We start from the raw sequence: 25,390 nt of genomic DNA on the forward strand, positions 1-25,390 counted from the left end.
AGCCCGCACCGCTTCAGGTGAATGCGGCGCGGGCCTACCGGGCGGGTTCGGCAGTGAGGGATCGACGCAGACGCTAGACCGCCAGACCGGGGCGGCGATCGGCCCAGGGGCGGGTCTGCTCCAGTTGGCTGGCCAGGCGCAGCAGCAGCGCCTCGTTGCCCAGACGCGCGGTGAACATCATGCCCACCGGCAGACCGTTGCCACTCATGCCCAACGGTAGCGAGATCGCCGGCTGCCCGCTGACGTTGGCCAGCACCGTGAAGGACGCGCTGCCCATGGCCTTGTGCGCATAGTCGTCCCACGGCTGCGAGAGACGCAGTTCACCAAGTTTCGGCGGCAGGTTGGCGGTCACCGGCGAGAGGATCAGATCGAAGCGCTCGAACACCTGCTCCATGCTCTCGCTGATCTGTTCGAACGCGTGCCGCGCGCGGTACAGCTGCACCGCCGTGGCGCGCTCGCCATTGCCCAGTACGGTACGCGTTACCTCTTCCAGATCATCATCGCGCAGGGCGCGGCCGAGGGCCTGCTCGCGGTCGCGGATGAGCGCCGCAGTGGCCGCCGCGCCGGCCGTACCGTGGGCACTAAACAGCTCGCGCGGGTCAACCGGCAGACTCAACTCTTCAATCTCGTGGCCGAGGCTGAGCAGCAGCTTGATGCTGTCGTCGAGCACCTGCGCAACGGCCGGATCAAGCTCGGCACCAGTCAGCGAGCGCTTGACCAACGCGACGCGCAGACGTCCTGGCTCCCGCTTGAGCTCTTCGACGAAGGGCCGCTCAAGTGGCTGGGTCCAGTACGGGCTGCCCGGCTCATGGCCTTGGCCGACATCGAGAAACAGCGCCGTGTCACGTACGGAACGCGACACCACGTTTGCCACACTGGCACCGAACCAGCCTTCGAACCGCCCCGGACCTGTCGGCGTGCGGTAGCGGCTGGGCTTGAGCCCCACCAGCCCGCAGTAGGAGGCCGGTATACGAATCGAACCGCCACCGTCGGTCGCATGCGCCACTGGAACGATGCCTGCGGCCACCGCCGCAGCGGCGCCGCCGGAGGAGCCACCAGCGCTGTGTTCGAGGTTCCAGGGATTGCGCGTCTGGCCCCAGAGCGCCGATTCGGTGGTCGTGGTCAGGCCGAATTCCGGGGTAGCGGTCTTGCCGAACGGCAGCGCACCCTCGGCCTGGTAACGGGCGATCAGCGTACTGGTGAGGGTCGCTGGCGGATTGTCACGAAACAGCCGGCTGCCGTGGCTGGTCGACGTGCCCTGCATATAGGTGCTGAGGTCCTTGACCAGCAGGGGGACGCCGGCGAGCGCGCCCTTGCTTGCCGAGCGTCCGTCGAGCAATGCGCGGGCGTAATCCTCATGAAGCATGTTCACCGCATTGACCAGCGGATTGACCGCCCGGTAGCGCGCCAGCGCGGCCGCCAGCAATTGCGCGCCGGACAGCTCGCCCGCGCGCACCGCCTCGGCCATTGCCCAGGCATCGAGGGCGTCATACTCGCTGGTGGTCAATGCCGCGCCGTTGTCGGCCGCGAAGGCGAAACGCCCGGCCATGGTCACGCCGAGCGCCAGGGCGCCAGCCTTGAGAACCTGACGGCGCGGCCAGCCGGACGGAAGCTGAGCCGGTAGCGCCATGTTTGAAGGAGTCGTGTCATTCATCGATGTGCTCTCTGCTGGTGAAGGGCGGTCAGCTCGCCTCCCGCCCGGGCTCTTCGGTATGAAAACGTGCCGACAGCTGGTTCAGCTGCACGGCCAGGCGCTCCAGATCGGCGGCCGCCCTGGCACTGCGCTCGGCGTTGGCCGACAGCTCGCCGGTGGCGGAGGAAACGCCCTCGATGCGCTGGGCGATCTCCCGCGTTGCCGCGGCCTGGCCCTGCAGCACGGAACCGATACCGTCGACGGCGCCAATGACCTCTTCCGTACCCGAACGGATCATTCCGACCAGCGAGCCTGCGCGCTCCGCCAGGCCGGCTCCGGCCTGCACCCGCACGATGGTCGCCTCCATGCCCGACACCACTTCGCGGGTGCCTTCCTGGATGCGGTTGACGGTACTACCGATTTCGCTGATGGAGCTGGTCGTGCGACGGGCGAGCATGCGCACCTCGTCGGCCACCACGGCGAAGCCACGGCCCTGCTCTCCGGCCCTGGCGGCTTCGATGGCGGCGTTGAGCGCCAGCAGGTTGGTCTGTTCGGCGACGTTCTGGATGATGCCGAGCACGCCACCAATCTCGCCGGAGCGATGATCCAGCGCGCGGACATGCTCGGCCGTGCGGGTCACCGCTTCGGCGATGTCCTGCATCTCCTGCGCCATGTCGCGGATGAAGCCCTCGCTTTCGCCGGAGCGGCTGGCCGAGGCCTGGGTAACCCGGCGCGAGGCTCCGGCATGTTCCTGCACCTCGTCGATCGACACCGACAGCTCTTCCACCGCGCTGGAGATGCTGGCGACCGCGTCGGCCTGCTGCTGGGTCGCCAGAGATGCCTGCCCAGCCTCCTCGGCCATGCGTCGCGCCTCGACGCTCAGCTCGCGTACCTGGCGGTGCATCGCGTCGATCAGGCTGCGCAACTGATCGCGCATCAGCTCGATGTCGCGCAGCATCCGCGCGACCTCGTCGCGGCCCTGCACCTCGCCGCGCGGTGACAGGTCGCCGCGGGCGATCGCCGCCAGCTGCTCGCCGGCCACGGCGAATGCCCTGCGCAGCCGCAGCAGCGTGCTGACTGCCGTTGCGCCGCCGGCCAGGGCACCGAGCACCGCCAGCATCAGGTAGGCGATCACGCTGGCCTGGTAGCGCTGCTGGGCCTGCGCGTAGGCCTGCCCGGTGCCGGCCTCCTGAATCGCCCGCAGGTCTGCCAGCGCGTGGCTCGCCGCCTCGCCCTCCGGTTCGCCGACGCGCAGGAACGAGAGCATGCCTCCGGTGCGGTAGTCCCCGATGCGCAGCGTCTCGACCATCATTTCCTGCTCGGCCAGCCAGGCCTGGTAACGATCATCGAACCCCTGCGCGGCCTGCTGCTCTTCGGCGTCGAGCGACTTCTGCCGGTAGCCGCCCCAGACCTCGGCGATCCGCCGGCTGTTGGCCTCGACCGTATCGAGCACGGCCCCGACCGGGCGGTCGTGGGCTACCACCAGCGGGCCCTGCGGATCGAACTGGAAAGCCAGCAACATCAACCGCCGGTTTTCATCGAGCAGGCGCTCGATCTCACCGAAGGACAATAGCGCCGCGAGATGCTCGTCGTGCACGGTGCGCAGGCTGTCGCGTGCCTGCTGCAAACCGTACCAGCCGAGCCCGACCGCGGAGAAGAACAGGACGCTGGCCAGCAGCGCCCAGCACCAGAGGCGCTGGGCAATGGTGATCGATCCGAGCATGGGACTCCCTGTCACAGCTGTGAGCCGTACTTGTTTAGCCGCATGAAACACCCGCTCAATCAGCGGTGACCTGAGCCTGCATCGCCATCAGGAACTGCTCGCCATAGGGCGGCAGCATTCCCCACTCGCCCCGCGGGTCATACGCCGGGGCCTTGAACACCGTGCGCGCGTGGCTGAACTGACAGAAGCCTTCGCGGCCGTGGTAATGGCCCATGCCGGAGGCGCCGACGCCACCGAAGGGCGCGTCGTGCATGGCCGGGTGTAGCATGGCGTCGTTGATCGTTACCCCGCCGGACAGCGTGTGGCTGAGCACGTAATCCTGCTCCGCCGGGTTCTGCCCGAAGTAATACAGCGCCAGCGGGCGCGGCCGGGCGTTGATCTCGGCCACCACCGACGGCAGGTCGCTGTAGGTCAGCAGCACCATGATCGGGCCGAACAGTTCTTCCTCCATCACCCGGCTGTGCAGTGGCGGGTTGACCACCAGGCTCAGCGGGCGCTTGCGGCAGCTGGCGACCGGCGCCTCGTCAGGGCAGTGCAGCACCTCGGCGCCCTGTTCGACGGCGTCGGCCAGGTAGCGGTCGATACGCTGCAGGTGCCGCTCGTTGACCACCGCCACCAGGTCGGGGTTGTCGTTGGCACTCGGATACAGCGCGGTCACCGCGGAGCGGAAGGCCTCGATGAACGCCTGCTTGTGCTCGACCGCGACATAGACCAGATCCGGGGAAACGCAGATCTGCCCGCCATTGGTCAGCTTGGCGATTGCCAGACGCCGCGCCGCATCAGCGATGTCCGCACTGCGCCCGACGATCACCGGCGATTTGCCGCCCAGCTCGAGCGTCACCGGCACCAGATTTTCCGCGGCGCGGCGCATCACGTCGCGGCCGATGGCGGTGCCGCCGGTGAATACCAGGTGATCGAACGGCTGGCTGGCAAAGCCCTGCCCGACCTCGAGGCCGCCGGTGACGACTGCCAACTCCAGCGGATCGAAGCGCTCGCCGATCGCCGCGGCCAGCACAGACGCGGTGTTGGCGGTCACCTCCGAGGGTTTGAGGATGGCCCGGTTGCCCGCCGCCAGCACGCCTGCGAGCGGGCTCAGCAGGGTGAACAAAGGTGCATTCCAGGTGCCGATGATGCCGACGCTACCCTTGGGCTGGTACTGCACCCAGGCCTCGGCGCCGAGCTGATCGTAAGGCGCGAACGCCGGCCGAGGGTCGCGCTGCATCCAACCTTCAAAATGCTCGCGGGCATGCTTGAGCGAAGCGAGTGCACCGAGGATGTCGGTCATCAGCCCGTAGCCGGGGTGACGGCCGCCAAAATCGGCGTCCATTGCCTCGACCAGCGGTCGCTGCTCGGCCACCAGCAAGTCGATGACCGCCTGCAGCCGGCGCTTGCGCGTCGCCGCATCGACCGCGCCCTCGCGGTCGAAGGCCTGCCTCTGGGCGGCCAGCAGCTCGCCGACCTCGTCGATGGATCGCAGGTTCGCATTCATACGGCCTCCGGGCATTCCCGTTGTTCTTGTTCGCGCCACCTTAGTGGTCGCCGAACGGCCCGGCCTCGTCCGTCCGGACGACGCGAGCCGCAGCGCTTCCCTTAGTCCGTAAAGACGATGTTGGCGCAGGCCGCGCTGCGAATACTGCGATCACGACTGACCCGATTTGTGAGGCAGACCATGACTGCTCCAGCCAGCTTCAACCCCCAGGCGTTCCGCGCAGCGCTCAGCACCTTCACCACGGGGGTGACGATCATTACCACGCGCGGTGCCGATGGCGAGCCGGTGGGCGTGACGGCCAACAGCTTCAACTCGGTTTCGCTGAACCCGCCACTGGTGCTCTGGAGCCTGGCCAAGTCGGCGCTGAGCCTGCCGGCCTTCTCCAGCAACAAGCACTGGAACGTGCATGTCCTTTCCGCCGACCAGCAGCTGCTCTCGGGCCGTTTCGCCTCGCGCGGCGAAGACAAGTTCGCCGGTGTCACGCTCGACCAGGGCATCAACGACACGCCGCTGTTCAAGGACTGCACGGCGCGCTTCCAGTGCCGCACCGCCTTTACCTACGAAGGCGGCGACCACCTGATCTTTGTCGGCGAGGTGCTCGCCTTCGACAAGACCGACCTGCCGCCGCTGGCCTTCCAGAGCGGGCAGTACGCGCTGGCCACCTGCAAGGCGCGCGAGACGCTGCGCCTGGGTTCCGAGCCACCACCGGAATGCAGCTACACCGAGGACCTGCTCGGCTATCTGGTCGGGCGCGCGCACTACCAGCTGCTCGACGCGCTGCGCCGGCTGCTGCACAGCCAGAAGATCGATGAGCATGCCTTCTTCGTGCTCTCGGTGCTGTGCATCCAGGACAACCTGACGCTCGAAGAGATCAACGAATTCGTCAGCTACACCGGCCGCGAGGTCACGCTGTCGATGATGCTGTTCCTCGAAAAGCAGGGCTATGTGGTGGCCGAGAAGCAGTTCGGCGTGCTGCGCTTTCTGCTTACCGCCGCCGGGCGCGAGATATCGCTGGAGCAGATCGCCCTGGCCAAGGCCGTCGAGCAGGAGGTCACCGAGAAGCTCGGCCCGACCGATTCGCAGGTGTTGAAGGTGCTGCTCAAGCGCCTGATCCACGATACCGACCCCGGCCTGCCCGACCTTTGGGCTCCCGCACAATCTCCGGTCAGTGCCCAGGCCTGAGCCTGACCGCGTACAACGAGACAAGGAACCGCCATGAGTCTGCTCGACCGCTTCACCCTGCATGACAGCGTCGCCATCGTCACCGGCGCCGGCCGCGGCATCGGCCGCGCCATTGCCCTGGCCTACGCCGAGGCCGGCGCGCGCGTGGTGTGCGCTGCACGCACCGTCGCCGACGTCGAGTCGGTGGCCGCCGAAATCCGTGCCGCCGGTGGCGAGGCCATCGCCGTGCGCTGCGACGTCAACGACGACGCCATGCGCCAGGCCACGGTTGCTGCCGCGCTGGAGGCCTTTGGCCGCATTACCCATCTGGTCAACAACGCCGGTGGCGCCGGGCCGAACGACCCGCTGAAGATGAGCACCGAGGAGTTCGAGCAGGTGCTGCGTTTCAACGTCAGCTCCGCCTATGCGCTGACCCAGCTGTGCGTGCCACACATGCGCCAGGCCGGCGGCGGCAACATCCTCAACATCACCTCGGGCGCGGCGCGCTACGCACAGCCGCAGTTCAGTGCCTATGGCGCCGCCAAGGCCGCGCTGTCGCAACTGACCCGGCTGCTGGCGCATGACTTCGCGCCGGCGGTGCGGGTCAACGCCATCGCGCCCGGCCCGATCCTCACCGACGCGCTGAACCGGGTGATGCCCGAGCAGATGCGCACGGCCATGGAGCGGAACACGCCGATGAAGTGCCTCGGCGAAGTCGAAGACATCTCGGCTGCCGCGCTCTATCTCGCCACCCCGGCGTCGCGCTGGGTGACCGGCAAGATCATCGAAGTCGACGGCGGCGCCGAATCCAGCGTCTGGCCCGGTTGAGGAGCGCTCTCCATGCTTGATCCGCAACTGATCGAAGCTCTCGGTGACGAGCTCTTCGCCGCCCTGCGCGAACGGCGCACCCTGGCACCGCTGACCAGCCGCCACCCGGCCATCGACCTGGACGATGCGTACCGCATCTCGCTGCGCTTCCTGGCACGGCGCGAGGCCATCGGCGAGCAGGTGATCGGCAAGAAGATCGGCGTCACCAGCAAGGCCGTGCAGGACATGCTGAACGTGCACCAGCCGGATTTCGGCTTTCTCACCCAGGCGATGCAGGTCGATGACGGCAGTGCCGTGAGCCTGGCCGGGCACCGCCTGATCCAGCCGCGCGCCGAAGGCGAGATCGCCTTCATCCTCGCCGAGGATCTCAACGGGCCGGGCGTCACCGCCTCGGACGTGGCAGCTGCCACCGCCTCGGTGGCCTGCTGCTTCGAGATCGTCGACTCGCGTATCGACGACTGGCAGATCCGTATCCAGGACACCGTGGCGGACAACGCCTCCTGCGGCGTGTTCGCTCTCGGCGAAACGCGAATAGACCCGCAGCAACTGGACCTCGCCGCCTGCGAGCTGCAGATGTTCAAGAACGGCCAGCCGGCCGGGCGCGGCCTGGGCGCCGCAGTCCAGGGGCACCCGTGCGAGGCCGTGGCCTGGCTGGCCAACACCCTGGGTCGGCTCGGCATTCCGTTTCGCAAGGGCGAAGTGATTCTTTCCGGCGCCCTCGCCCCGCTGGTGCCGGTGGGCGCCGGCGACCGCATCCACATGACCATCAGCGGCATCGGCGCGGCGAGCCTGCGCTTCGTCGACTGAAGCCGATTCGTCAAGGAGACGAACCATGAGCAAGAAGATCCGCTGCGCCCTGATCGGGCCCGGCAACATCGGCACCGACCTGTTGTACAAGCTCAAGCGCAGCGAAGTGCTGGAGCCGGTCTGGATGGTGGGCATCGACCCGACTTCCGAGGGCCTCAAGCGCGCCGAGGAAATGGGCCTGAAGGTCACCGCCAAGGGCGTCGACGGCCTGCTGCCGCACGTCGCGGCCGATGACATCCGCATCGCCTTCGACGCCACCAGCGCCTATGTGCACGCCGAAAACAGCCGCAAGCTGACCGAGCTGGGCGTGCTGATGATCGACCTGACCCCCGCCGCCATCGGCCCCTACTGCGTGCCGCCGGTGAACCTGAAGGACAATCTCAAGGCCGGGGCGACGAACGTCAACATGGTCACCTGCGGCGGCCAGGCGACGATTCCGCTGGTTGCCGCGGTGTCGCGCGTGCAGCCGGTCGAATATGCCGAGATCATCGCCACCGCCGCATCCAAGTCGGTCGGACCGGGCACGCGCAAGAACATCGACGAATTCACCCGCACCACTGCCGGCGCGGTGGAACAGGTCGGGGGCGCGAGAAAGGGCAAGGCGATCATCGTCATCAACCCCGCCGAGCCGCCGCTGATCATGCGCGACACCGTGCATTGCCTGGTGGAAGGTACGCCGGACGAGGCGGCGATCACCGAGTCGATCCACGCGATGATCGCTGAGGTACAGAAGTACGTGCCGGGCTACACGCTGGTCAACGGGCCGGTGTTCGACGGCAATCGCGTCTCCGTCTTCATGGAGGTCGAGGGCCTGGGCGACTACCTGCCCAAGTACGCCGGCAACCTCGACATCATGACCGCAGCCTCGGCCCGCACCGCCGAGATGTTCGCCGAAGAACTGCTCAAGCAGACCGAGCTTTAAGGAGCGCGCCATGGACCTTCGCGGCAAGAAAATCACCGTACACGACATGTGCCTGCGCGACGGCATGCACCCCAAGCGTCACCAGATCAGCCTGGAGCAGATGAAGAGCATCGCCCAGGGCCTGGATGCGGCCGGCGTGCCGCTGATCGAAGTCACTCATGGCGACGGCTTGGGTGGTACCTCAGTCAACTATGGCTTCCCTGCACACAGCGACGAGGAGTATCTCTCGGCCGTCATCCCGCTGATGAAGCAGGCCAAGGTCTCGGCGCTGCTGCTGCCGGGCATCGGCACCGTCGACCATCTGAAGATGGCCCATGAGCTGGGCGTCGCTACCATCCGCGTGGCGACCCACTGCACCGAGGCCGACGTTTCCGAGCAACACATCAGCCATGCGCGCGGCCTCGGCATGGATACCGTGGGCTTTCTGATGATGGCGCACATGAACAGCCCCGAGGGCCTCGCCGCCCAGGGCAAGCTGATGGAAAGCTACGGCGCCAACTGCGTGTACATCACTGACTCGGCCGGCTACCTGCTGCCGGACGACGTTCGCGCCCGGGTCGCCGCGCTGCGCGAGGCGCTCGCGCCGGAGACCGAGATCGGCTTCCATGGCCATCACAACCTCTCGATGGGCGTGGCCAATTCCATCGCCGCGATCGGCGCCGGCGCGACGCGCATCGACGCGGCCTGCGCAGGCCTCGGTGCTGGCGCCGGCAACACGCCGATGGAGGTGCTGGTGGCGGTCTGCGACCGCATGGGCATCGAGACGGGCGTCAGCGTGTTCGGCATCCAGGACGTCGCCGAAGACCTGGTGGTACCGATCATGGACTTCCCCATCCGCAGCGACCGCGACGCCCTGACCATGGGCTATGCCGGCGTCTATGGCTCCTTCCTCTTGTTCGCCAAACGCGCCGAGAAGAAGTACGGCGTCTCGGCACGCGAGATTCTCGTCGAGATGGGCCGCCGCGGCATGGTCGGTGGTCAGGAGGACATGATCGAGGACACCGCGCTGACGCTGCTCAAGCAACGCCAGGCGCGCGCCTGATCGATCCGGCTTGGGTCGGAGGCTGGCATGACGACGGTTAATGCAGCGCCGCGCCTCGGCTGGCGCACCCATGGCGTGCTGGCGCTGCTGGTGGTGGCCTATGCCAGCAGCTTCATCGGCCGGCAGATCATGTCGGTGATGATCGAGCCGATCAAACTGGAGTTCGGCGTCAGCGACACCGCCATGGGGCTGGTCTCCGGCCTGTCGTTCGCCGCCGTCTATGCCCTGCTCGGCCTGCCGGCCGGGCGCCTGGCCGATCGCCATTCGCGCATGCGCGTGCTGGCCATTACCGCGGCGCTCTGGGCATTGGCCACCCTGCTCTGCGGCATGGCCACCGGCTTTGTCGTGCTGGCGCTGGCGCGGATGCTGGTGGCGGCCACCGAGGCCACGGTCACCCCCACCTCGCTGTCGCTGATTGCCGACCTCTATCCGGTGCAGAACCGCTCGCTGGCGATCAGCTGCTTCACTGGCGCGCCCACCCTGTCGGCCATCGTCGGCCTCAGCGTCGGCGCGTGGCTGGTCGACGTGCATGGCTGGCGCACCGGCTTCGTGCTGATCGCCATTCCGTTGCTGTTCCTCTCGCTGATTTTCGGCTTCCTGGTGCGCGAACCCCAACGCGGCCGCTGGGACGGCGTCACCGCGCATCCGGCCCCAGGCGAGAGCCTGTTGCAGTCGGCGCTGACCCTGCTGCGCAACCGGCCTTATCTCCTGCTGATGAGCGCCAGCGCACTTACCACCTTCAGCGCCTACGCCTTCGCCATGTGGAACACCAGCTTTCTGGTGCGCAGCCACGCGCTGTCGCTGCAGCATGCGGGCATTCTCGCCGGCGTGGTCAGTGGCGCCGCCATGGCCGTCGGCGGCGTGTTCAGCGGCTGGCTGACCGATCGGCTCAGCGCCAGGAATCGAGCATGGCTGCTGCGCATTCCGCTGCTGGGGCATCTGCTCGGGTTGGCCGGGCTGGCGCTGTATCTGCTCTGGCCGCAGGCGACCTGGCTGACCGTCGCCGGATTGCCGGTGCCTTCGGCCATGCTGTGGGCAGCGTTCAGCGGCTTCTTCAGCATCTGGTGGGTGGCGGCGTCGTTCAACCTGCTGACCCAGCTGGTCAGCCCCTGGCAGCGCGCGACGGCGATCGCCCTGCAGACGGTGTTCTCCACGCTGCTCGGCATCGGCCTCGGCCCGCTCGCGGTCGGCCTGCTGAGCGACGTTCTGGGCAGCACGTTCGGCGACGACTCGCTGCGCTACGCCATTTTGATCGTCAATGTCTTCCTGCTGGTGCCGATGGGGCTGCTGGTCATGCTCTATCGCAGCCGTGCCTATCACGCAGCGGCAGCCCCCGTTCCAGCAGCAGTGGCGCCGCTCGGGTTGACGGAGGTCGGCGCCTGAAGCCAAAACGCCTGGCAAGCCAGGCGTTCTCGTGTCGTTACCGCAGTGCGGCCTCAGAAGACCTTGGTCCGCATCAGGGCGTCCATGCCGCCGTCGACGAACAACACGCTGCCGTGAATGAAGCTCGCCTGCGGCCCGAGCAGAAAGGCGATCGCCTCCGCCACCTCGCGCGGTTCGCTGCCGCGTCCCAGCGGCGCGACGAAGCGGCGCGTCGATTCGCCGTAACGCGGGTCGGCCTTCGAAGCCTGCAGCAATGGCGTCTCCACCGCGCCGGGCGCCACCACGTTCAGGCGCACGCCGCGCCCCGCCCAGTCGACCACGTTGCGCCGCGCCAGGCAGGTCACGGCATATTTCGAGCCGGCGTAGGCCAGGTGCGTCTGCCCGCCCTGCTCGGCCAGCTCGATCGCGCGGGCTTCGTCGCCGGCCAGCATCGCCTCGACCATCGGTAGCTCAGCAGCCCCAGGCTGGGTGGCAGCAACTGAACCGACGACCACCGCTGCCGGCTGCCGGCCGCGAGACAAGGCGTCGGCCAGACCATCCAGCAAAGCGCTGACGCCGAAGTAATTGACCGCCACGACCAGGCCGCTACTGGGCGCGGTGACACCGACGCCGGCGCAGCAGACCAGCCCATCGAGCACGTTCGAACAGCGCTCCAGCACCGCTGCGACCGCGGCGGCACGTCCTTCGTCGGTGGACAGATCGGCCTCCACGTCGGCGTGGCTGCGATCGATGCCGATCACGGTATGGCCAGCGGCGGTCAGGAGTTCCTTGAGCGCGGCGCCGATGCCTGACGCGCTTCCTGTAATTGCGATAACGGACATGAACCTCTCCTTTGTCGACGTGGTTGGCGGCGGACAGGCCCGCCGGTAGCGTCGGGTGCCTCGCTCAGGCTCATTTCCACACAGCACGACGGCCAGCCTCATCGTCTGGAAAGACTAAAGCGCGGCGCGAGGCTAAGCCGTGTGGACGATGTCGGCGGTCTTCGCCTGCCCAAGAATGCAGGCAAAGCGATGCTGCGCAGTTGCAGCAACGCAGCCACTTCCAGGACAGGCGATGCCATGTTAGAGCGCGAGATTTTCGTCGTCGGAGCCGTTCGAACAGCCATAGGCAGCTTTGGCGGCGCACTGAAGGATGTACCGCTTGGTTCGCTGGCCACGAGCGTGGTCCGTGCGGCACTGGAGCGGTCCGGCGTCGAGCCGGACCAGGTCGGCCATCTAGTGATGGGCAACGTGGTCGCGACCGAGCCCAGGGACGCCTACCTGGGCCGTCTCGCCGCCATCGATGCCGGTATCCCCTGCACCACGCCCGCGTTCAACGTCAACCGTCTGTGCGGTTCGGGCCTGCAGGCGATCATTTCCGCGGCCCAGGCGATCCGGCTGGGCGACACCTCGATCGCCATCGGTGCCGGCGCCGAAAGCATGAGCCGCGGGCCATTCATGCTGCCCGGGCTGCGCTGGGGCACGCGGCTGGGCGACGCCAGCGCCATCGACTTCATGAACGGCGTGCTGCACGACCCCTTCCAGCAGGTGCACATGGGTATCACCGCGGAGAACGTCGCCCGGCGCTATGACATCAGCCGCGCCCAGCAGGATGCCCTCGCGCTCGAAAGCCAGCGCCGCGCCGCGCGCGCCATTGCTGAAGGCCGCTTCGCCACGCAGATCGTGCCGATCGAGGTGTCTACGCGCAAAGGCCCCCGCCTGTTCGATACCGACGAGCATGTGCGCGGCGAGGTGACCGCCGAGCAGCTCGCTGCCATGCGTCCGGTATTCGACAAGGCGGCCGGCACGGTCACCGTCGGCAATGCGTCGGGGCTCAACGATGGCGCTGCCGCCGTCGTGCTGGCCGAAGGCGACAGGGCTCGCGAACTGGGCCTGCGGCCGCTCGTCCGGCTGGTCGGTTATGCGCATGCGGGCGTCGAGCCGGCCTACATGGGTATCGGGCCGGTACCGGCGATACGTCAGGTACTGCAGCGCACCGGACTCGCGCTGGAGCAAATGGATGTCATCGAAGCCAACGAGGCATTCGCCGCCCAGGCCTGTGCTGTAGCACAGGAGCTGGGCCTGGATCCGGAACGGGTCAACCCCAACGGTTCCGGCATTTCCCTGGGCCATCCCATTGGAGCGACCGGCGCGATCATCACCACCAAAGCCATTTACGAATTGCAGCGAACGGCTGGCCATTACGCGCTGGTTGCGATGTGCATTGGCGGCGGGCAAGGCGTCGCCGCCATCTTCGAGCGCACCGAACCGTAGCGAAGCAGCAGGCGCACCGCGGACGCTCTACGAGTCGTCCTTCCCAATTATCAGCGAGGCTAATGATGACCAACCCATCTTCAAAGCCGGTATTGGTTGAACACAACAATGCGGTCAGCTGCATTCGCTTCAATAGGCCGCATATGTTGAATTCGATTGATTCAGCAATGGCAAGTGCTTTTCTCGAAGCTTGCGAGGAAATCGTGCAGCGAAAGCAAACACGAGTGCTGATGCTCAAGGGGGAAGGACGATGTTTCATGGCCGGGCTAGATCAGCAACAGTTCATCGACTCGCCCGATTCAGTTGAAGAAAGCGTACTTGAGCCGATGAACAAAGCAATGAGGCTCTTGGGGGAGCTGGAAGTTCCAGTTTTAGCCAGTGTGCATGGACCTGTTGCCGGAGCCGGGCTGAGTATCGCGCTGGCCTGCGACCTAGTCATTGCTGCACATAACAGCCGTTTCAATTTCGCATGCCTGCCTACCGGCAGCACGAGCTGTCAACTGGGTTCCTCTTGGCATCTTCCCCGCTTGGTCGGGCTACATATGGCGATGGAAATTGCGCTATTGAGCGGCTCTTTCAACGCACAGCAAGCGTTGAATATCGGTCTCGTGAATAGAGTCGTTCCCTTTCATCAACTCGATTGTGAAAGCCAATGCGTGGCTAATCGGCTTTGCCAATCCACCACACCCAGCTTAGGTCGATTGAAAAAATTGATACGACAGTCATTTGGACAATCGCTTGAACAACAGTTGACGGACGAACAGCAAGCCCTCGCCAGCTCCATAAGAACACCGGAGCTTCGGGAGCAGGTAATTAAATATAAGGAAAAAAATCCAAATCTTTTAAAGCAATAAAAAGCGCCCAACTTCTTCAGCGAGAATTTAAATATGAAAACCTTGGTAGCTGTAAAAAAAGTGGTCGACTACAACGTCAAGGTTCGCGTCAAGGCGGACAACTCCGGCGTCGACCTCGCCAACGTCAAGATGTCGATGAACCCCTTCTGCGAAATTGCCGTGGAAGAAGCCGTACGCCTGAAAGAAAAGGGCGTGGCGAGCGAGATCGTTGTCGTCTCCATCGGTTCGGCCGCTGCTCAGGAGCAGCTGCGCACCGCACTGGCACTGGGCGCCGACCGCGCCGTGCTGGTTGAATCCGCTGATGAACTGAGCTCCCTGGCGGTTGCCAAGCTGCTCAAGGCGGTGGTCGACAAAGAGCAGCCGCAGCTGGTGATCCTCGGCAAGCAGGCGATCGACAGCGACAACAACCAGACCGGCCAGATGCTGGCCGCGCTGACCGGCTATGCCCAGGGCACCTTCGCCTCCAAGGTGGAAGTGGCTGGCGACAAGGTCAACGTCACCCGCGAAATCGATGGCGGTCTGCAGACCGTCGCGCTGAGCCTGCCGGCGATCGTCACCACCGACCTGCGTCTGAACGAGCCGCGCTACGCGTCGCTGCCGAACATCATGAAGGCCAAGAAGAAGCCGCTGGAAACCCTGACCCCGGACGCGCTGGGCGTCGCCACCGGTTCCACCGTGAAGACCCTGAAGGTCGAAGCGCCGGCTGCCCGCAGCGCCGGTATCAAGGTCAAGTCCGTGGCAGAACTGGTCGAGAAACTGAAGAACGAGGCGAAGGTAATCTAAATGACTATCCTGGTTATCGCTGAACACAACAACGCCGTCCTCGCGGCCGCAACCCTGAACACCGTGGCGGCTGCCGCGAAAATGGGTGGCGACATCCATGTGCTGGTCGCCGGTTCCGGCTGTGGTGCCATTGGCGAGGCAGCTGCCAAGATCGCCGGCGTTTCCAAGGTGCTGGTCGCCGACGATGCCGCCTACGCCCATCAGCTGCCGGAGAACGTCGCGCCGCTGATCGCCGATCTCGCCAAGAGTTACAGCCACGTACTGGCTCCGGCCACCACCAACGGCAAGAACTTCCTGCCGCGCGTCGCTGCGCTACTGGACGTCGACCAGATCTCCGAGATCACGTCGGTCGAAAGCGCTGACACCTTCAAGCGCCCGATCTACGCCGGCAACGCCATCGCCACCGTGCAGTCCACCGCACCGATCAAGGTCATCACCGTGCGTACCACCGGTTTCGATGCGGTCAGCGGCGAAGGTGGCTCGGCTGCCATCGAGCAGATCGCCGGCAGCGGTGACGCAGGCAAGTCCGCCTTCGTCGGCGAAGAGCTGGCCAAGTCCGACCGTCCCGAGCTGACCGCCGCCAAGATCGTCGTCTCCGGCGGTCGTGGCATGCAGAACGGCGATAACTTCAAGCACCTGTATTCGCTGGCCGACAAGCTCGGCGCGGCGGTCGGTGCCTCGCGTGCCGCGGTCGATGCCGGCTTCGTGCCGAACGACATGCAGGTCGGCCAGACCGGCAAGATCGTCGCGCCGCAGCTGTACATTGCCGTCGGTATCTCCGGCGCGATCCAGCACCTGGCCGGCATGAAGGACTCCAAGGTGATCGTCGCGATCAACAAGGACGAGGAAGCACCGATCTTCCAGGTTGCCGACTACGGCCTGGTGGGCGATCTGTTCGAGATCGTGCCGGAGCTGGAAAAGCTGGTCTGAGCCCCTCGCCTACGGGCAACCCGTTTCTTATCCCGAAGTCCAGCCTGTCCTCTCCGCCCGTATGCCGGGCGAAGAGGCTCGGGCTGCTGCGCCACTGTTTTTGTCTCAGGAATGACCATGCACATCGGTGTACCCCTCGAAACCCATGTCGGGGAAACGCGCGTCGCCGCGACCCCGGAAACCGTCAAGAAACTGATCGGCCAAGGGCACCGGGTAACGCTGCAAAGCGGCGCCGGGTTGCTTTCCAGCGTGCCGGACAGCGCCTATGAGGCCGCTGGCGCAACCATCGGCGATGCGGCCGCGGCCTTTGCCGCCGAGCTGGTGCTGAAAGTCAATGCGCCGGACGAGGCGGAACTGGCGCAGATGCAGTCCGGCAGCGTGCTGCTGGGCATGCTCAACCCGTTCGACAATGACTGCATCGCGCGCATGGCCGCGCGCGGCATCACCGCCTTCGCGCTGGAAGCCGCGCCGCGCACCTCGCGCGCACAGAGCCTGGACGTGCTCTCGTCGCAGGCCAACATCGCCGGCTACAAGGCGGTGCTGCTCGGCGCCCATCACTACCCGCGCTTCATGCCGATGCTGATGACCGCTGCCGGTACGGTGAAGGCCGCGCGCGTGCTGATCCTCGGGGCCGGTGTCGCCGGGCTGCAGGCCATCGCCACGGCCAAGCGCCTGGGCGCGGTGGTCGAGGCTTCGGACGTGCGCCCGGCGGTGAAGGAGCAGATCGAATCGCTCGGCGCCAAGTTCGTCGACGTGCCGCTGGAGACCGACGAGGAGCGCGAATGCGCCGAAGGCGTCGGCGGCTATGCGCGGCCGATGCCGGCCTCGTGGATGGCGCGTCAGGCGCAGGCGGTGCACGAGCGTGCGCTGCAGTCGGACATCGTCATCACCACCGCGCTGATCCCGGGCCGCAAGGCGCCGACGCTGCTGCAGGAAGCCACCGTCGAGCAGATGAAGCCCGGCTCGGTGATCGTCGACCTGGCAGCCGGCCACGGCGGTAACTGCCCACTGACCGAGATCGACCAGGTGGTGGTGCGCCACGGCGTGACCATCGTCGGTCACGCCAACCTGGCGACGCTGGTGCCGGCCGACGCCTCGGCGCTGTACGCCCGCAACCTGCTGGATTTTCTCAAGCTGGTCATCGACAAGGACGGCCAGTTCCAGCTCAACCTCGAAGACGACATCGTCGCCGCGTGCCTGATGTGCCGCGACGGCCAGGTCGTGCGGACCAACGGTTAAGGGAGACGCGAACATGGATCTGATTTCGGACGGCATCTACAACCTGATCATCTTCGTGCTGGCGATCTACGTCGGCTACCACGTGGTCTGGAACGTCACCCCGGCCCTGCACACGCCGCTGATGGCGGTCACCAACGCGATCTCGGCAATCGTCATCGTCGGCGCCATGCTGGCCGCCGCGCTCACCGTCACCCCGCTGGGCAAGGCCATGGGCACCCTGGCCGTGGCGCTGGCCGCGGTCAACGTGTTCGGGGGCTTCCTGGTCACCCGTCGCATGCTGGAAATGTTCAAGAAGAAGGACCGCAGCGCGGCCAAGGCGGAGGGCAAGTAAGCCATGAGCATGAACCTGATCACCCTGCTCTATCTGGTCGCCTCGGTGTGCTTCATCCAGGCGCTGAAGGGCCTCTCCCACCCCACCACCTCACGTCGCGGCAACCTGTTCGGCATGATCGGCATGGGCATCGCGGTGCTCACCACCGTCGGCCTGATCTTCAAGCTCGGCAGCGAGCTGGCCACCACCGGCATCGGCTACGTGATCGTCGGCCTGCTGATCGGCGGCAGCGTCGGCACCGTCATGGCCAAGCGCGTCGAGATGACCAAGATGCCCGAGCTGGTCGCCTTCATGCACAGCATGATCGGTCTGGCCGCGGTATTCATCGCCATTGCCGCGGTGGTCGAACCGCAGTCGCTGGGCATCGTCGAGCAGATCGGCTACGCCATCCCCGTCGGTAACCGCCTGGAGCTGTTCCTCGGCGCGGCCATCGGTGCCATCACCTTCTCCGGTTCGGTGATCGCCTTCGGCAAGCTGTCGGGCAAGTACAAGTTCCGCCTGTTCCAGGGCGCTCCGGTGGTGTTCAAGGGCCAACACATGGTCAACCTGGCCGTGGGCCTGGCGATCGTCGGTCTGGGTCTGGTCTACACATTCACCGGCAACCTGACCGCCTTCGCCATCCTGGTGGCGCTGGCCTTCGTCATCGGTGTGCTGATCATCATCCCCATCGGCGGCGCGGACATGCCGGTGGTGGTGTCGATGCTCAACAGCTACTCGGGCTGGGCGGCCGCCGGTATCGGCTTCTCGCTGAACAACTCGATGCTGATCATCGCCGGCTCGCTGGTGGGCTCGAGCGGCGCGATCCTCTCGTACATCATGTGCAAGGCGATGAACCGCTCGTTCTTCAACGTGATCCTCGGCGGCTTTGGCGCCGACGCCGATGCCGGTGGCCCGGCGGGCGCCCAGCAGGAGCGCAACGTGAAGTCCGGTTCGGCCGATGATGCCGCCTTCCTGCTGACCAACGCCGACACCGTGATCATCGTGCCCGGCTACGGCCTGGCGGTGGCCCGCGCGCAGCACGCGCTGATGGAACTGGCCGAGAAGCTGACGCACATGGGCGTGACCGTGAAGTACGCGATCCACCCGGTCGCCGGCCGCATGCCGGGGCACATGAACGTGCTGCTGGCCGAAGCCGAGGTGCCTTACGAGCAGGTCTTCGAGATGGAGGACATCAACTCCGAGTTCGGCCAGGCCGACGTGGTGCTGGTGCTCGGCGCCAACGACGTGGTCAACCCGGCGGCCAAGACCGATCCGAAGTCGCCGATCGCCGGCATGCCGATCCTCGAGGCGTACAAGGCCAAGACCGTCATCGTCAACAAGCGCTCAATGGCCAGCGGCTACGCCGGCCTGGACAACGAGCTGTTCTACATGGACAAGACCATGATGGTCTTCGGCGACGCCAAGAAGGTCGTCGAGGACATGGTCAAGGCCGTGGAATGATCGCCAACCGGAAGCCGGCCAGGCAGGTCGGCAAGCATCAATCCAGTCGCAGCACCACGAACGCTGAGGGGAACGCAACATGAGTCGCGAATACATGGAATTCGACGTTGTCATCGTCGGCGCCGGCCCTGCAGGCCTTTCCGCTGCCTGCCGCCTGAAGCAGAAAGCCGCCGACGCTGGTCAGGAAATCAGTGTATGCGTCGTCGAAAAGGGTTCCGAAGTAGGCGCCCACATCCTCTCCGGCGCAGTCTTCGAGCCGCGTGCGCTGGATGAACTGTTCCCCGATTGGAAAGAACTTGGCGCCCCGCTGAACACTCCGGTCAAACGCGACGACATCTACCTGCTCAAGAACGCCGAAGCCGCCAGCAAGCTGCCCAACGCACTGGTTCCCAAGACCATGCACAACGAGGGCAACTACATCATTTCGCTCGGTAACCTGTGCCGCTGGCTGGCCCAGCAGGCCGAGAACCTGGGTGTCGAGATCTATCCAGGCTTCGCCGCTCAGGAAGCGCTGATCGACGAGAACGGCATCGTGCGCGGTATCGTCACCGGTGATCTGGGCGTCGACCGCGAAGGCAATCCGAAGGACGGCATGTACACGCCCGGGATGGAACTGCGCGCCAAGTACACGCTATTCGCCGAGGGCTGCCGCGGCCATATCGGCAAGCAACTGATCAACCGCTTCCAGCTCAACGCCAACGTCGATCCGCAGCATTACGGCATCGGCATCAAGGAGCTGTGGGACATCGACCCGGCCAAGCACGAGCAGGGTCTGGTCGTACACACCGCCGGCTGGCCACTGGACGATGAGAACTCCGGCGGCTCCTTCCTCTATCACCTGGAAAACAACCAGGTGGTCGTCGGCCTGATCGTCGATCTGTCCTACAGCAACCCGCACCTGTCGCCGTTCGACGAGTTCCAGCGCTACAAGCATCATCCGGTGATCAAGCAGTACCTGGACGGCGGCAAGCGCGTGTCCTACGGCGCCCGCGCCATCGCCAAGGGCGGCCTGAACTGCCTGCCGAAGATGGTATTCAACGGCGGTGCGCTGATCGGCTGCGACGCCGGCACCCTGAACTTCGCCAAGATCAAGGGCAGCCACACGGCGATGAAGTCCGGCATGCTCGCCGCCGAAGCGGCTGCCGACGCGCTGCTGGCCGGCCGCGAGGGCGGCGATGAGCTGACGGCGTATCAGGAAGGCTTCAAGAACAGCTGGCTGTACGACGAGCTGTACAAGAGCCGCAATTTCGGCGCCGCCATCCACAAGTGGGGGGCAATCAAGGGTGGCGCATTCAACTTCATCGATCAGAACATCTTCGGTGGCAAGATCCCCTTCACCCTGCACGACACCAAGCCGGACTATGCCTGCCTCAAGACGGCTGCAGAGTCGAAGAAAATCGACTACCCCAAGCCGGACGGCAAGCTGAGCTTCGACAAACTTTCCTCGGTATTCCTCTCCAACACCAACCACGAGGAAGACCAGCCGATCCACCTGCGGCTGACCGATCCGAACGTTCCGATCGAGAAGAACCTGCCGCTGTACGACGAGCCGGCACAGCGCTACTGCCCGGCCGGCGTGTACGAAGTCGTGAGCAACGACGATGGCAGCAAGCGCTTCCAGATCAACGCGCAGAACTGCGTGCACTGCAAGACCTGCGACATCAAGGACCCAGCGCAGAACATCACCTGGGTAGCGCCAGAAGGCACCGGTGGTCCGACTTATCCGAATATGTAGGAATTAACACGTATCGCAGCCGGCACGCCTTGACATGACTGACCGATGAGGATTCGTCCAATCCGCCAGGCAGGCCTTCTTCTTTCTCCTACGGAGCCGCCCCCGCCGGGACCTACACGCATTGGACGCTATCGCGCAGCACCGGACGCAGTAGAAAGGCGACGGCACCGGTCGCCACCGTCGCCATCGCCACCACTGCGCTAGCCATCTCCCAGCCAAAGGCTGTCGTTACGCTGCCCACTGCAACCGACCCGAGCATCTGTCCGAGATTGCTTCCTTGCATCATCAGGCCGACGGTGATCGGTACAAGCGCGGCTTGGCGCGCGACTAGCGGTGCGGAGGCGAGCAAGGTAGCCGGGATCAGCCCCCCGATCGCCGAAAAAAACAGGCACAGGAGGAAAGTTGCAAAAGCCGTTAGGCCGCCCAGGAAGATACCCATTCCGGATAGCCCCATGATGGTGCTTGCAATGACTACTAGCTGGACGCGTCCAGCGCCACGTGCGATCAAATAACCTGCTGCGAGATTCCCGCTGGCGTTCATGGCACTTGCCAGTGCGCTTAGCACGCCAGCGCTGCGGTATGAGACGTCCATCCGCTCCATCAGCAGAACCGGCAGAAAGCTGAACAGGGCAAAGAACACCAGGCTGTACAGTGCAAACCCCAAGGCGAGCAACATCGCGCCTCTGGAACAAAGCAACTGTCGAATATCAGCCTGCATGGTTTTTAAGGTGAAGGTTTTGGGCGAGGCGCTTGGGGGCACGCGGCAAGTCACTACCCAAATCGAAGCCACGGCCAGCGCCGCGCTTGTCCACCAAAAAGATTGCCAGGTTTGGAACAGCGGCCCTACCAGCATTGCCAGCGCCATCCCACACGGCATGAAACAGCTCCAGAGCCCAAAAGCCACATCCCGCTCAGCGCCGGTCGTGACGCGTTCCAGTATCGCCGGACCAGCGACGATTACCAGCATGAAGCCGAGCCCCTCCAGGAAACGGGTGACCAGCAGGCCCGGATATGACGGCATGGCGGCCCCGCCTGCTCCGGCGAGCGCCATCACCCCGAGCCCCAGCAACAGCGTGTTTCTGCCGCCAAAAGCTGCCGCCACAGCGCCTGCGGGCGCTCCACACAGGAGCCCTAGCCCTGCAAACAGACCGGTAAGCCAGCCGGCTTCATCCAGGCTCAGGTGCAAGTCTGCCTGTAGCATGGGTGTGGCGATTGCCGCCTTGCCCAGATGCAGCGCCGCCACGACCCCGCAAGCCAGGATGATCCACACGACGAGCGTGGTACGCCCGTTGGTGTTCGCCGCGTTCATCTTTGCGCCCCGATGTTCGCGGCTGCGATGGCCGCGGCCACTTGCGCCACGTGCCGCCCCTGGAAGCGTGCGCCTTCGAGCTCATTGTCGCTTGGCTGGCGATCGTTCCCGTTGTCCTCCGCCAGTGTCGAGGCGCCATAGGGCGTGCCCCCGGTAATGGCATCCATCCGCAACTGGCCCTTGAAGCTGTACGGTAGCCCGACCACGACCATGCCCAGGTGCAGCAGCACGGTGTGCGTCGAAAGGAGGGTGCTTTCCTGGCCACCATGCTGACTTCCGGTAGAAGTGAATACGCTGCCCACCTTCCCGACCAGCCTATCCTCGAACCAGAGCCCGCCGCACTGGTCGAGGAAGTTTTTCATTTGCGATGCCATGTTGCCGAAGCGCGTCGGCGTGCCGATCACGATCGCATCGTAGTTCGGCAGCTCGGAGACCTGTGCCACGGCGGCGGACTGGTTCAGCTTGTATCCGGCCTTGCGAGCGACATCTTCGGGCACCAGCTCCGGCACCCGCCTGATGTCGACCGAGGCGCCAGCCTGGCGAGCGCCCTCGGCAACAGCAGATGCAACGGTCTCGATATGGCCATAGGAGGAGTAATAGAGCACCAGTACTTTCGTCATGATCCTGTCCTCTAAAGACGTTGACGAAAGCAAGCCTAACTATTCCGAAGGAGCTACAAGAGTGATAAAAAACTAACCAACTCGATCTACGGAAAAGATCATGTTGGATGGACTGACGCTGGATCAGATCCGCACGTTTGTCACCGTTGCAGACACCGGCAGCTTCCGCGCAAGCGCCGCACGCCTGCTGCGCGTGCAGTCGGCGATCAGCCACTCGATCGCAAACCTGGAAGCGCAGTTGGGCCTTCAGTTGTTTGACCGCTCCGGTTATCGCCCGGTCCTGACGCCAGCGGGAGAAGCCTTGCTGGCCAATGCACGCGACATTCTGCTCAGAGCAGATGCCATGCGCGCGCGCGCCAAGGCGCTGGGCGAAGGTGTTGAACTGGAGCTTTCACTGGTGGCGGACACGCTGTTTCCGATCACCGTGGTGGCGCAGGCGATCACCGCGACATGTACGCAATATCCTTCGACGACCTTTCGCCTTGAATCACTGCCTTTGGGAGGGCCTATCGAGGCTCTGGACAACAAGCGCTGCACGCTCGCGATCCTGGTGGGTGAGGACTTTAGAAATCCTAGGGTTGCGCTCGAAGCCATTGGCTCGGTTCGGCAGATCGCCGTTGTGCAGGCTGATCACCCACTCGCCAAACGGGGCGAAAGCACGTCGCTCGGTTTGCCCGATCTCGCCTGCCATCAGCAGATCGTGCTGATCGATCCGACCCCGTTGTCGGAAGGCCGCTCATTCGGTGTCCTGTCGCCCTATACCTGCCGCGTCAACACCCAAGACGCGAAGCTGGCCCTCATCCGAGCGGGCCTAGGCTGGGGCCGCCTCCCTGCATGGCAGGTACAGGAGGACCTGGATCACGGGCGACTCGTGCGCCTCGGCATTCCGGATCTCGGGCGAAACAGCGAGGTGGTGTCTGAGGTCTATCTGGCGCACCGGTTGGATGAGCCTCTTGGACCAGTGGCGCATGCGTTTCATCGGGCCCTGATCGAGTTCTGGTCCTAGCGTTGGGATCGCATTGGGTGTGCAAGGAAAATACCCGCACAACGCTCGCGCCCATTAGCAACGCAGTCGGGAATGAGCGGCCAGTACAGCCCGTAGATCGCCTTGCGTCAGCTTGTCATTGATCCGCGGGAGCCAAACATCATCGGCAGCGCTGAGCTCCATTTGTGAGCGCACGAATATCCCGGCGAGGTCGCCGGTCGGAAATACGCTCACAGTCTGCCGCGCTCTCGACACGGCAATTTGATATCGAAAGCTGCGTCGTAGCGACCCGATGGTCACGTTGGCCAGCTCGAGGATGCAGTTTCGCCTGCGGGCTAGGTCGTGTACGAACCGCAATAAAAAAGCCGATCTTGCATCTGCAAGGTCGGCTTCTAATTTGGTGCCCGAGGCCGGACTCGAACCGGCATGCCATTGCTGGCGAGGGATTTTCTTCCCACTTCGGCTTTCGCCGCCGTCCAGCAAACTGCCGGGCGTTCGTGGGCTGGAGCACGCCTTCACCATAGCCTTGCGGCCGTAGGTGCCCGCCGTCTGCTCTCTACACCTTCCCAAGCTGGGCTTGGGCTTGGCTCGGCGTTGGCTCGGACACTGAGTGCCCAGGGCTTTCGCCGAGTTTGACGGGCTTCACTTCGGACGTTTCCCTCCGAAGGCTCAAATTGTTTAAGTCCCCTGTGTCTACCGATTTCACCACTCGGGCGTAGTGTGCAACGCGTAAATCCACGTACCGCTAGCCGACACCTGGTCCGTAGAGACTGACTGCGACGCTACCGCTCGCAACCCCTTGTCTCCACCGGCTTTTGAACCAGCTGAACAAGCAAAAAACTTTACACGGGAGATTCGAAGTCCCTTGCGTATACCCATTTCGCCATCCGTGCGGAGCGCTGGCGGTGGTCGCTAGGGTGGATCGCGACGGCGCAGGACTATAACCAGCTACCCGGCTTCACGCAACCGCGCGGAGCTTGGCATCGGCAGGATGCCGGGATTGATATGCGAGGAGCTATTAGTTTTCATGCCTCAAACAAAAAGCCCCGCAAGCGTTAACTTGCGGGGCTTTCGATACTGGAGGCCGATGTCGGAATCGAACCGGCGTACACGGATTTGCAATCCGCTGCATAACCACTCTGCCAACCGGCCTCAAAACAATGACGCCGCATTCTCTGCGGCGTCATCTACAACAAATTGGAGCGGGAAACGAGACTCGAACTCGCGACCCCGACCTTGGCAAGGTCGTGCTCTACCAACTGAGCTATTCCCGCGTTGTCTTGGTGACGGGCGCCATTCTATAGGATCGGAGCGCGGCGTCAAGCCCTTGATTAAAAAAGTTTATTTCTTTTCAGCGCTCAGATGAGGCCAGGCCGCGTTCAGGTAGTTGATCATCGACCACAGCGTCAATCCGGCGGCGACGATGAGCAACGCGTAGCCCAGGCTGACCCAGATCGTCAGAGCTGGCGGATTGGCCAGCAGGATCACCAGCGCCACCATTTGCGCTGCGGTTTTCCATTTACCGAGATTGGAGACGGCTACCTGCGCGCGCGCACCCAGTTCGGCCATCCACTCGCGCAGCGCCGAGACGACGATCTCACGCCCGATGATGATGGCTGCCGGTAGTGTCAGCCACAGGTTGGCATGCTCGCCGACCAGCAGCACCAGGGCGACCGCCACCATCAGCTTGTCCGCCACCGGATCGAGGAAGGCGCCGAATGGGGTGCTCTGCTCCAGGCGACGGGCCAGGTAGCCGTCGAGCCAATCTGTCACTGCGGCAATGGTGAACACTGCGCTGGCGGCCAGATAGCTCCAGTGAAATGGCAGGTAGAACAGCAGAATGAAGATTGGGATCAGCAGCACGCGCAGCACGGTGAGCAGGTTTGGAATATTCATCGGTACCACTGATCAGCGAAATTGGCGG

At 64.8% G+C, this 25,390-nt stretch carries 22 protein-coding genes and 2 tRNA genes; 15 read left to right on the forward strand and 9 right to left on the reverse strand.

Going from position 1 to position 25,390, the window contains the following annotated elements; translation table 11 throughout:
- Positions 1–73 precede the first annotated feature (73 nt).
- Genes HU825_RS14760 through HU825_RS14770 form a run of 3 tightly spaced genes read right to left on the reverse strand, consistent with a single transcriptional unit; the run spans position 74 to position 4,845 of the window.
- Complete coding sequence (locus HU825_RS14760) at positions 74–1,630, reverse strand: amidase (RefSeq protein WP_431978475.1); 1,557 nt, start codon at positions 1,628–1,630, stop codon at positions 74–76.
- A gap of 52 nt (positions 1,631–1,682) precedes the next feature.
- Entirely contained in the window at positions 1,683–3,356 is a 1,674-nt protein-coding gene (locus HU825_RS14765) for a methyl-accepting chemotaxis protein (protein WP_234302350.1), read from the reverse strand.
- A gap of 55 nt (positions 3,357–3,411) precedes the next feature.
- Positions 3,412–4,845 carry a coniferyl aldehyde dehydrogenase gene (locus HU825_RS14770; RefSeq protein ID WP_234302351.1) on the reverse strand — a complete coding sequence of 478 codons (1,434 nt, stop codon included), beginning with the start codon at positions 4,843–4,845 and terminating at the stop codon, positions 3,412–3,414.
- Positions 4,846–5,025: 180 nt separating this feature from the next.
- Here HU825_RS14770 and HU825_RS14775 point away from each other — a divergent pair, with 180 nt between their 5' ends.
- From HU825_RS14775 to HU825_RS14800, 6 genes are read left to right on the forward strand one after another with little or no spacing between them, the layout of a single operon-like run.
- Positions 5,026–6,027: a flavin reductase gene (locus tag HU825_RS14775; protein WP_061338408.1), complete on the forward strand. Its 1,002-nt coding sequence runs from the start codon at positions 5,026–5,028 to the stop codon at positions 6,025–6,027.
- A gap of 33 nt (positions 6,028–6,060) precedes the next feature.
- A complete protein-coding gene (locus HU825_RS14780; protein WP_234302352.1) occupies positions 6,061–6,834 on the forward strand; it encodes a glucose 1-dehydrogenase in 774 nt (257 codons plus the stop codon).
- Positions 6,835–6,846: 12 nt separating this feature from the next.
- The gene (locus HU825_RS14785; protein ID WP_234302353.1) at positions 6,847–7,641 is read left to right on the forward strand and encodes a fumarylacetoacetate hydrolase family protein; all 795 of its coding nucleotides are present in this window, start codon (positions 6,847–6,849) and stop codon (positions 7,639–7,641) included.
- Between the two features lie 25 nt (positions 7,642–7,666).
- Positions 7,667–8,563 carry an acetaldehyde dehydrogenase (acetylating) gene (locus HU825_RS14790; RefSeq protein WP_054094679.1) on the forward strand — a complete coding sequence of 299 codons (897 nt, stop codon included), beginning with the start codon at positions 7,667–7,669 and terminating at the stop codon, positions 8,561–8,563.
- Positions 8,564–8,573: 10 nt separating this feature from the next.
- A complete protein-coding gene (gene dmpG / locus HU825_RS14795; protein WP_054094678.1) occupies positions 8,574–9,605 on the forward strand; it encodes a 4-hydroxy-2-oxovalerate aldolase in 1,032 nt (343 codons plus the stop codon).
- Positions 9,606–9,632: 27 nt separating this feature from the next.
- The gene (locus tag HU825_RS14800) at positions 9,633–10,988 is read left to right on the forward strand and encodes an MFS transporter (RefSeq protein WP_234302354.1); all 1,356 of its coding nucleotides are present in this window, start codon (positions 9,633–9,635) and stop codon (positions 10,986–10,988) included.
- A gap of 53 nt (positions 10,989–11,041) precedes the next feature.
- On the opposite strand, the gene HU825_RS14805 is transcribed toward HU825_RS14800, so the two are convergent.
- The gene (locus tag HU825_RS14805; protein ID WP_234302355.1) at positions 11,042–11,809 is read right to left on the reverse strand and encodes a 3-alpha-hydroxysteroid 3-dehydrogenase; all 768 of its coding nucleotides are present in this window, start codon (positions 11,807–11,809) and stop codon (positions 11,042–11,044) included.
- A 237-nt stretch (positions 11,810–12,046) separates the two neighbouring features.
- Between HU825_RS14805 and HU825_RS14810 the strand changes: the two genes are divergently transcribed.
- The 8 genes from HU825_RS14810 to HU825_RS14845 all read left to right on the forward strand — a co-directional run bounded on the left by HU825_RS14810 (position 12,047) and on the right by HU825_RS14845 (position 20,552).
- Entirely contained in the window at positions 12,047–13,240 is a 1,194-nt protein-coding gene (locus HU825_RS14810; protein ID WP_054094819.1) for an acetyl-CoA C-acyltransferase family protein, read from the forward strand.
- 65 nt (positions 13,241–13,305) lie between these two features.
- Positions 13,306–14,094 (forward strand): enoyl-CoA hydratase/isomerase family protein, encoded by a 789-nt coding sequence (locus tag HU825_RS14815; protein WP_008568625.1) that lies wholly within the window; start codon positions 13,306–13,308, stop codon positions 14,092–14,094.
- A gap of 33 nt (positions 14,095–14,127) precedes the next feature.
- Entirely contained in the window at positions 14,128–14,877 is a 750-nt protein-coding gene (locus HU825_RS14820; protein WP_156714552.1) for an electron transfer flavoprotein subunit beta/FixA family protein, read from the forward strand.
- Positions 14,878–15,807 (forward strand): electron transfer flavoprotein subunit alpha/FixB family protein, encoded by a 930-nt coding sequence (locus HU825_RS14825; RefSeq protein ID WP_234302356.1) that lies wholly within the window; start codon positions 14,878–14,880, stop codon positions 15,805–15,807.
- Between the two features lie 117 nt (positions 15,808–15,924).
- Positions 15,925–17,046 carry a Re/Si-specific NAD(P)(+) transhydrogenase subunit alpha gene (locus HU825_RS14830; RefSeq protein WP_234302357.1) on the forward strand — a complete coding sequence of 374 codons (1,122 nt, stop codon included), beginning with the start codon at positions 15,925–15,927 and terminating at the stop codon, positions 17,044–17,046.
- Positions 17,047–17,059: 13 nt separating this feature from the next.
- A complete protein-coding gene (locus tag HU825_RS14835; protein ID WP_003284152.1) occupies positions 17,060–17,377 on the forward strand; it encodes an NAD(P) transhydrogenase subunit alpha part 2 in 318 nt (105 codons plus the stop codon).
- Positions 17,378–17,380: 3 nt separating this feature from the next.
- A complete protein-coding gene (locus tag HU825_RS14840) occupies positions 17,381–18,817 on the forward strand; it encodes an NAD(P)(+) transhydrogenase (Re/Si-specific) subunit beta (protein WP_234302358.1) in 1,437 nt (478 codons plus the stop codon).
- A 79-nt stretch (positions 18,818–18,896) separates the two neighbouring features.
- A complete protein-coding gene (locus HU825_RS14845) occupies positions 18,897–20,552 on the forward strand; it encodes an electron transfer flavoprotein-ubiquinone oxidoreductase (protein ID WP_234302359.1) in 1,656 nt (551 codons plus the stop codon).
- Between the two features lie 112 nt (positions 20,553–20,664).
- On the opposite strand, the gene HU825_RS14850 is transcribed toward HU825_RS14845, so the two are convergent.
- Both HU825_RS14850 and wrbA read right to left on the reverse strand, forming a co-directional pair.
- Positions 20,665–21,861 carry an MFS transporter gene (locus tag HU825_RS14850; protein WP_234302360.1) on the reverse strand — a complete coding sequence of 399 codons (1,197 nt, stop codon included), beginning with the start codon at positions 21,859–21,861 and terminating at the stop codon, positions 20,665–20,667.
- Positions 21,858–22,481, reverse strand: a complete 624-nt coding sequence (wrbA, locus tag HU825_RS14855) for an NAD(P)H:quinone oxidoreductase (RefSeq protein WP_234302361.1) — start codon at positions 22,479–22,481, stop codon at positions 21,858–21,860. The genes HU825_RS14850 and wrbA overlap by 4 nt, the downstream gene beginning before the upstream one ends.
- Before the next feature lie 100 nt (positions 22,482–22,581).
- Between wrbA and HU825_RS14860 the strand changes: the two genes are divergently transcribed.
- The gene (locus HU825_RS14860; RefSeq protein ID WP_054094667.1) at positions 22,582–23,487 is read left to right on the forward strand and encodes a LysR family transcriptional regulator; all 906 of its coding nucleotides are present in this window, start codon (positions 22,582–22,584) and stop codon (positions 23,485–23,487) included.
- A 1,057-nt stretch (positions 23,488–24,544) separates the two neighbouring features.
- Here the strand turns inward: HU825_RS14860 and HU825_RS14865 are convergent.
- The 3 genes from HU825_RS14865 to pgsA all read right to left on the reverse strand — a co-directional run bounded on the left by HU825_RS14865 (position 24,545) and on the right by pgsA (position 25,362).
- Positions 24,545–24,618 (reverse strand) — tRNA-Cys (locus HU825_RS14865).
- Between the two features lie 46 nt (positions 24,619–24,664).
- Positions 24,665–24,740, reverse strand: a tRNA-Gly gene (locus HU825_RS14870).
- A 67-nt stretch (positions 24,741–24,807) separates the two neighbouring features.
- Positions 24,808–25,362: a CDP-diacylglycerol--glycerol-3-phosphate 3-phosphatidyltransferase gene (gene pgsA, locus HU825_RS14875; RefSeq protein WP_156714565.1), complete on the reverse strand. Its 555-nt coding sequence runs from the start codon at positions 25,360–25,362 to the stop codon at positions 24,808–24,810.
- Positions 25,363–25,390 lie beyond the last annotated feature (28 nt).

This window comes from Pseudomonas phenolilytica, from assembly GCF_021432765.1.
Taxonomy (GTDB): domain Bacteria; phylum Pseudomonadota; class Gammaproteobacteria; order Pseudomonadales; family Pseudomonadaceae; genus Stutzerimonas; species Stutzerimonas phenolilytica.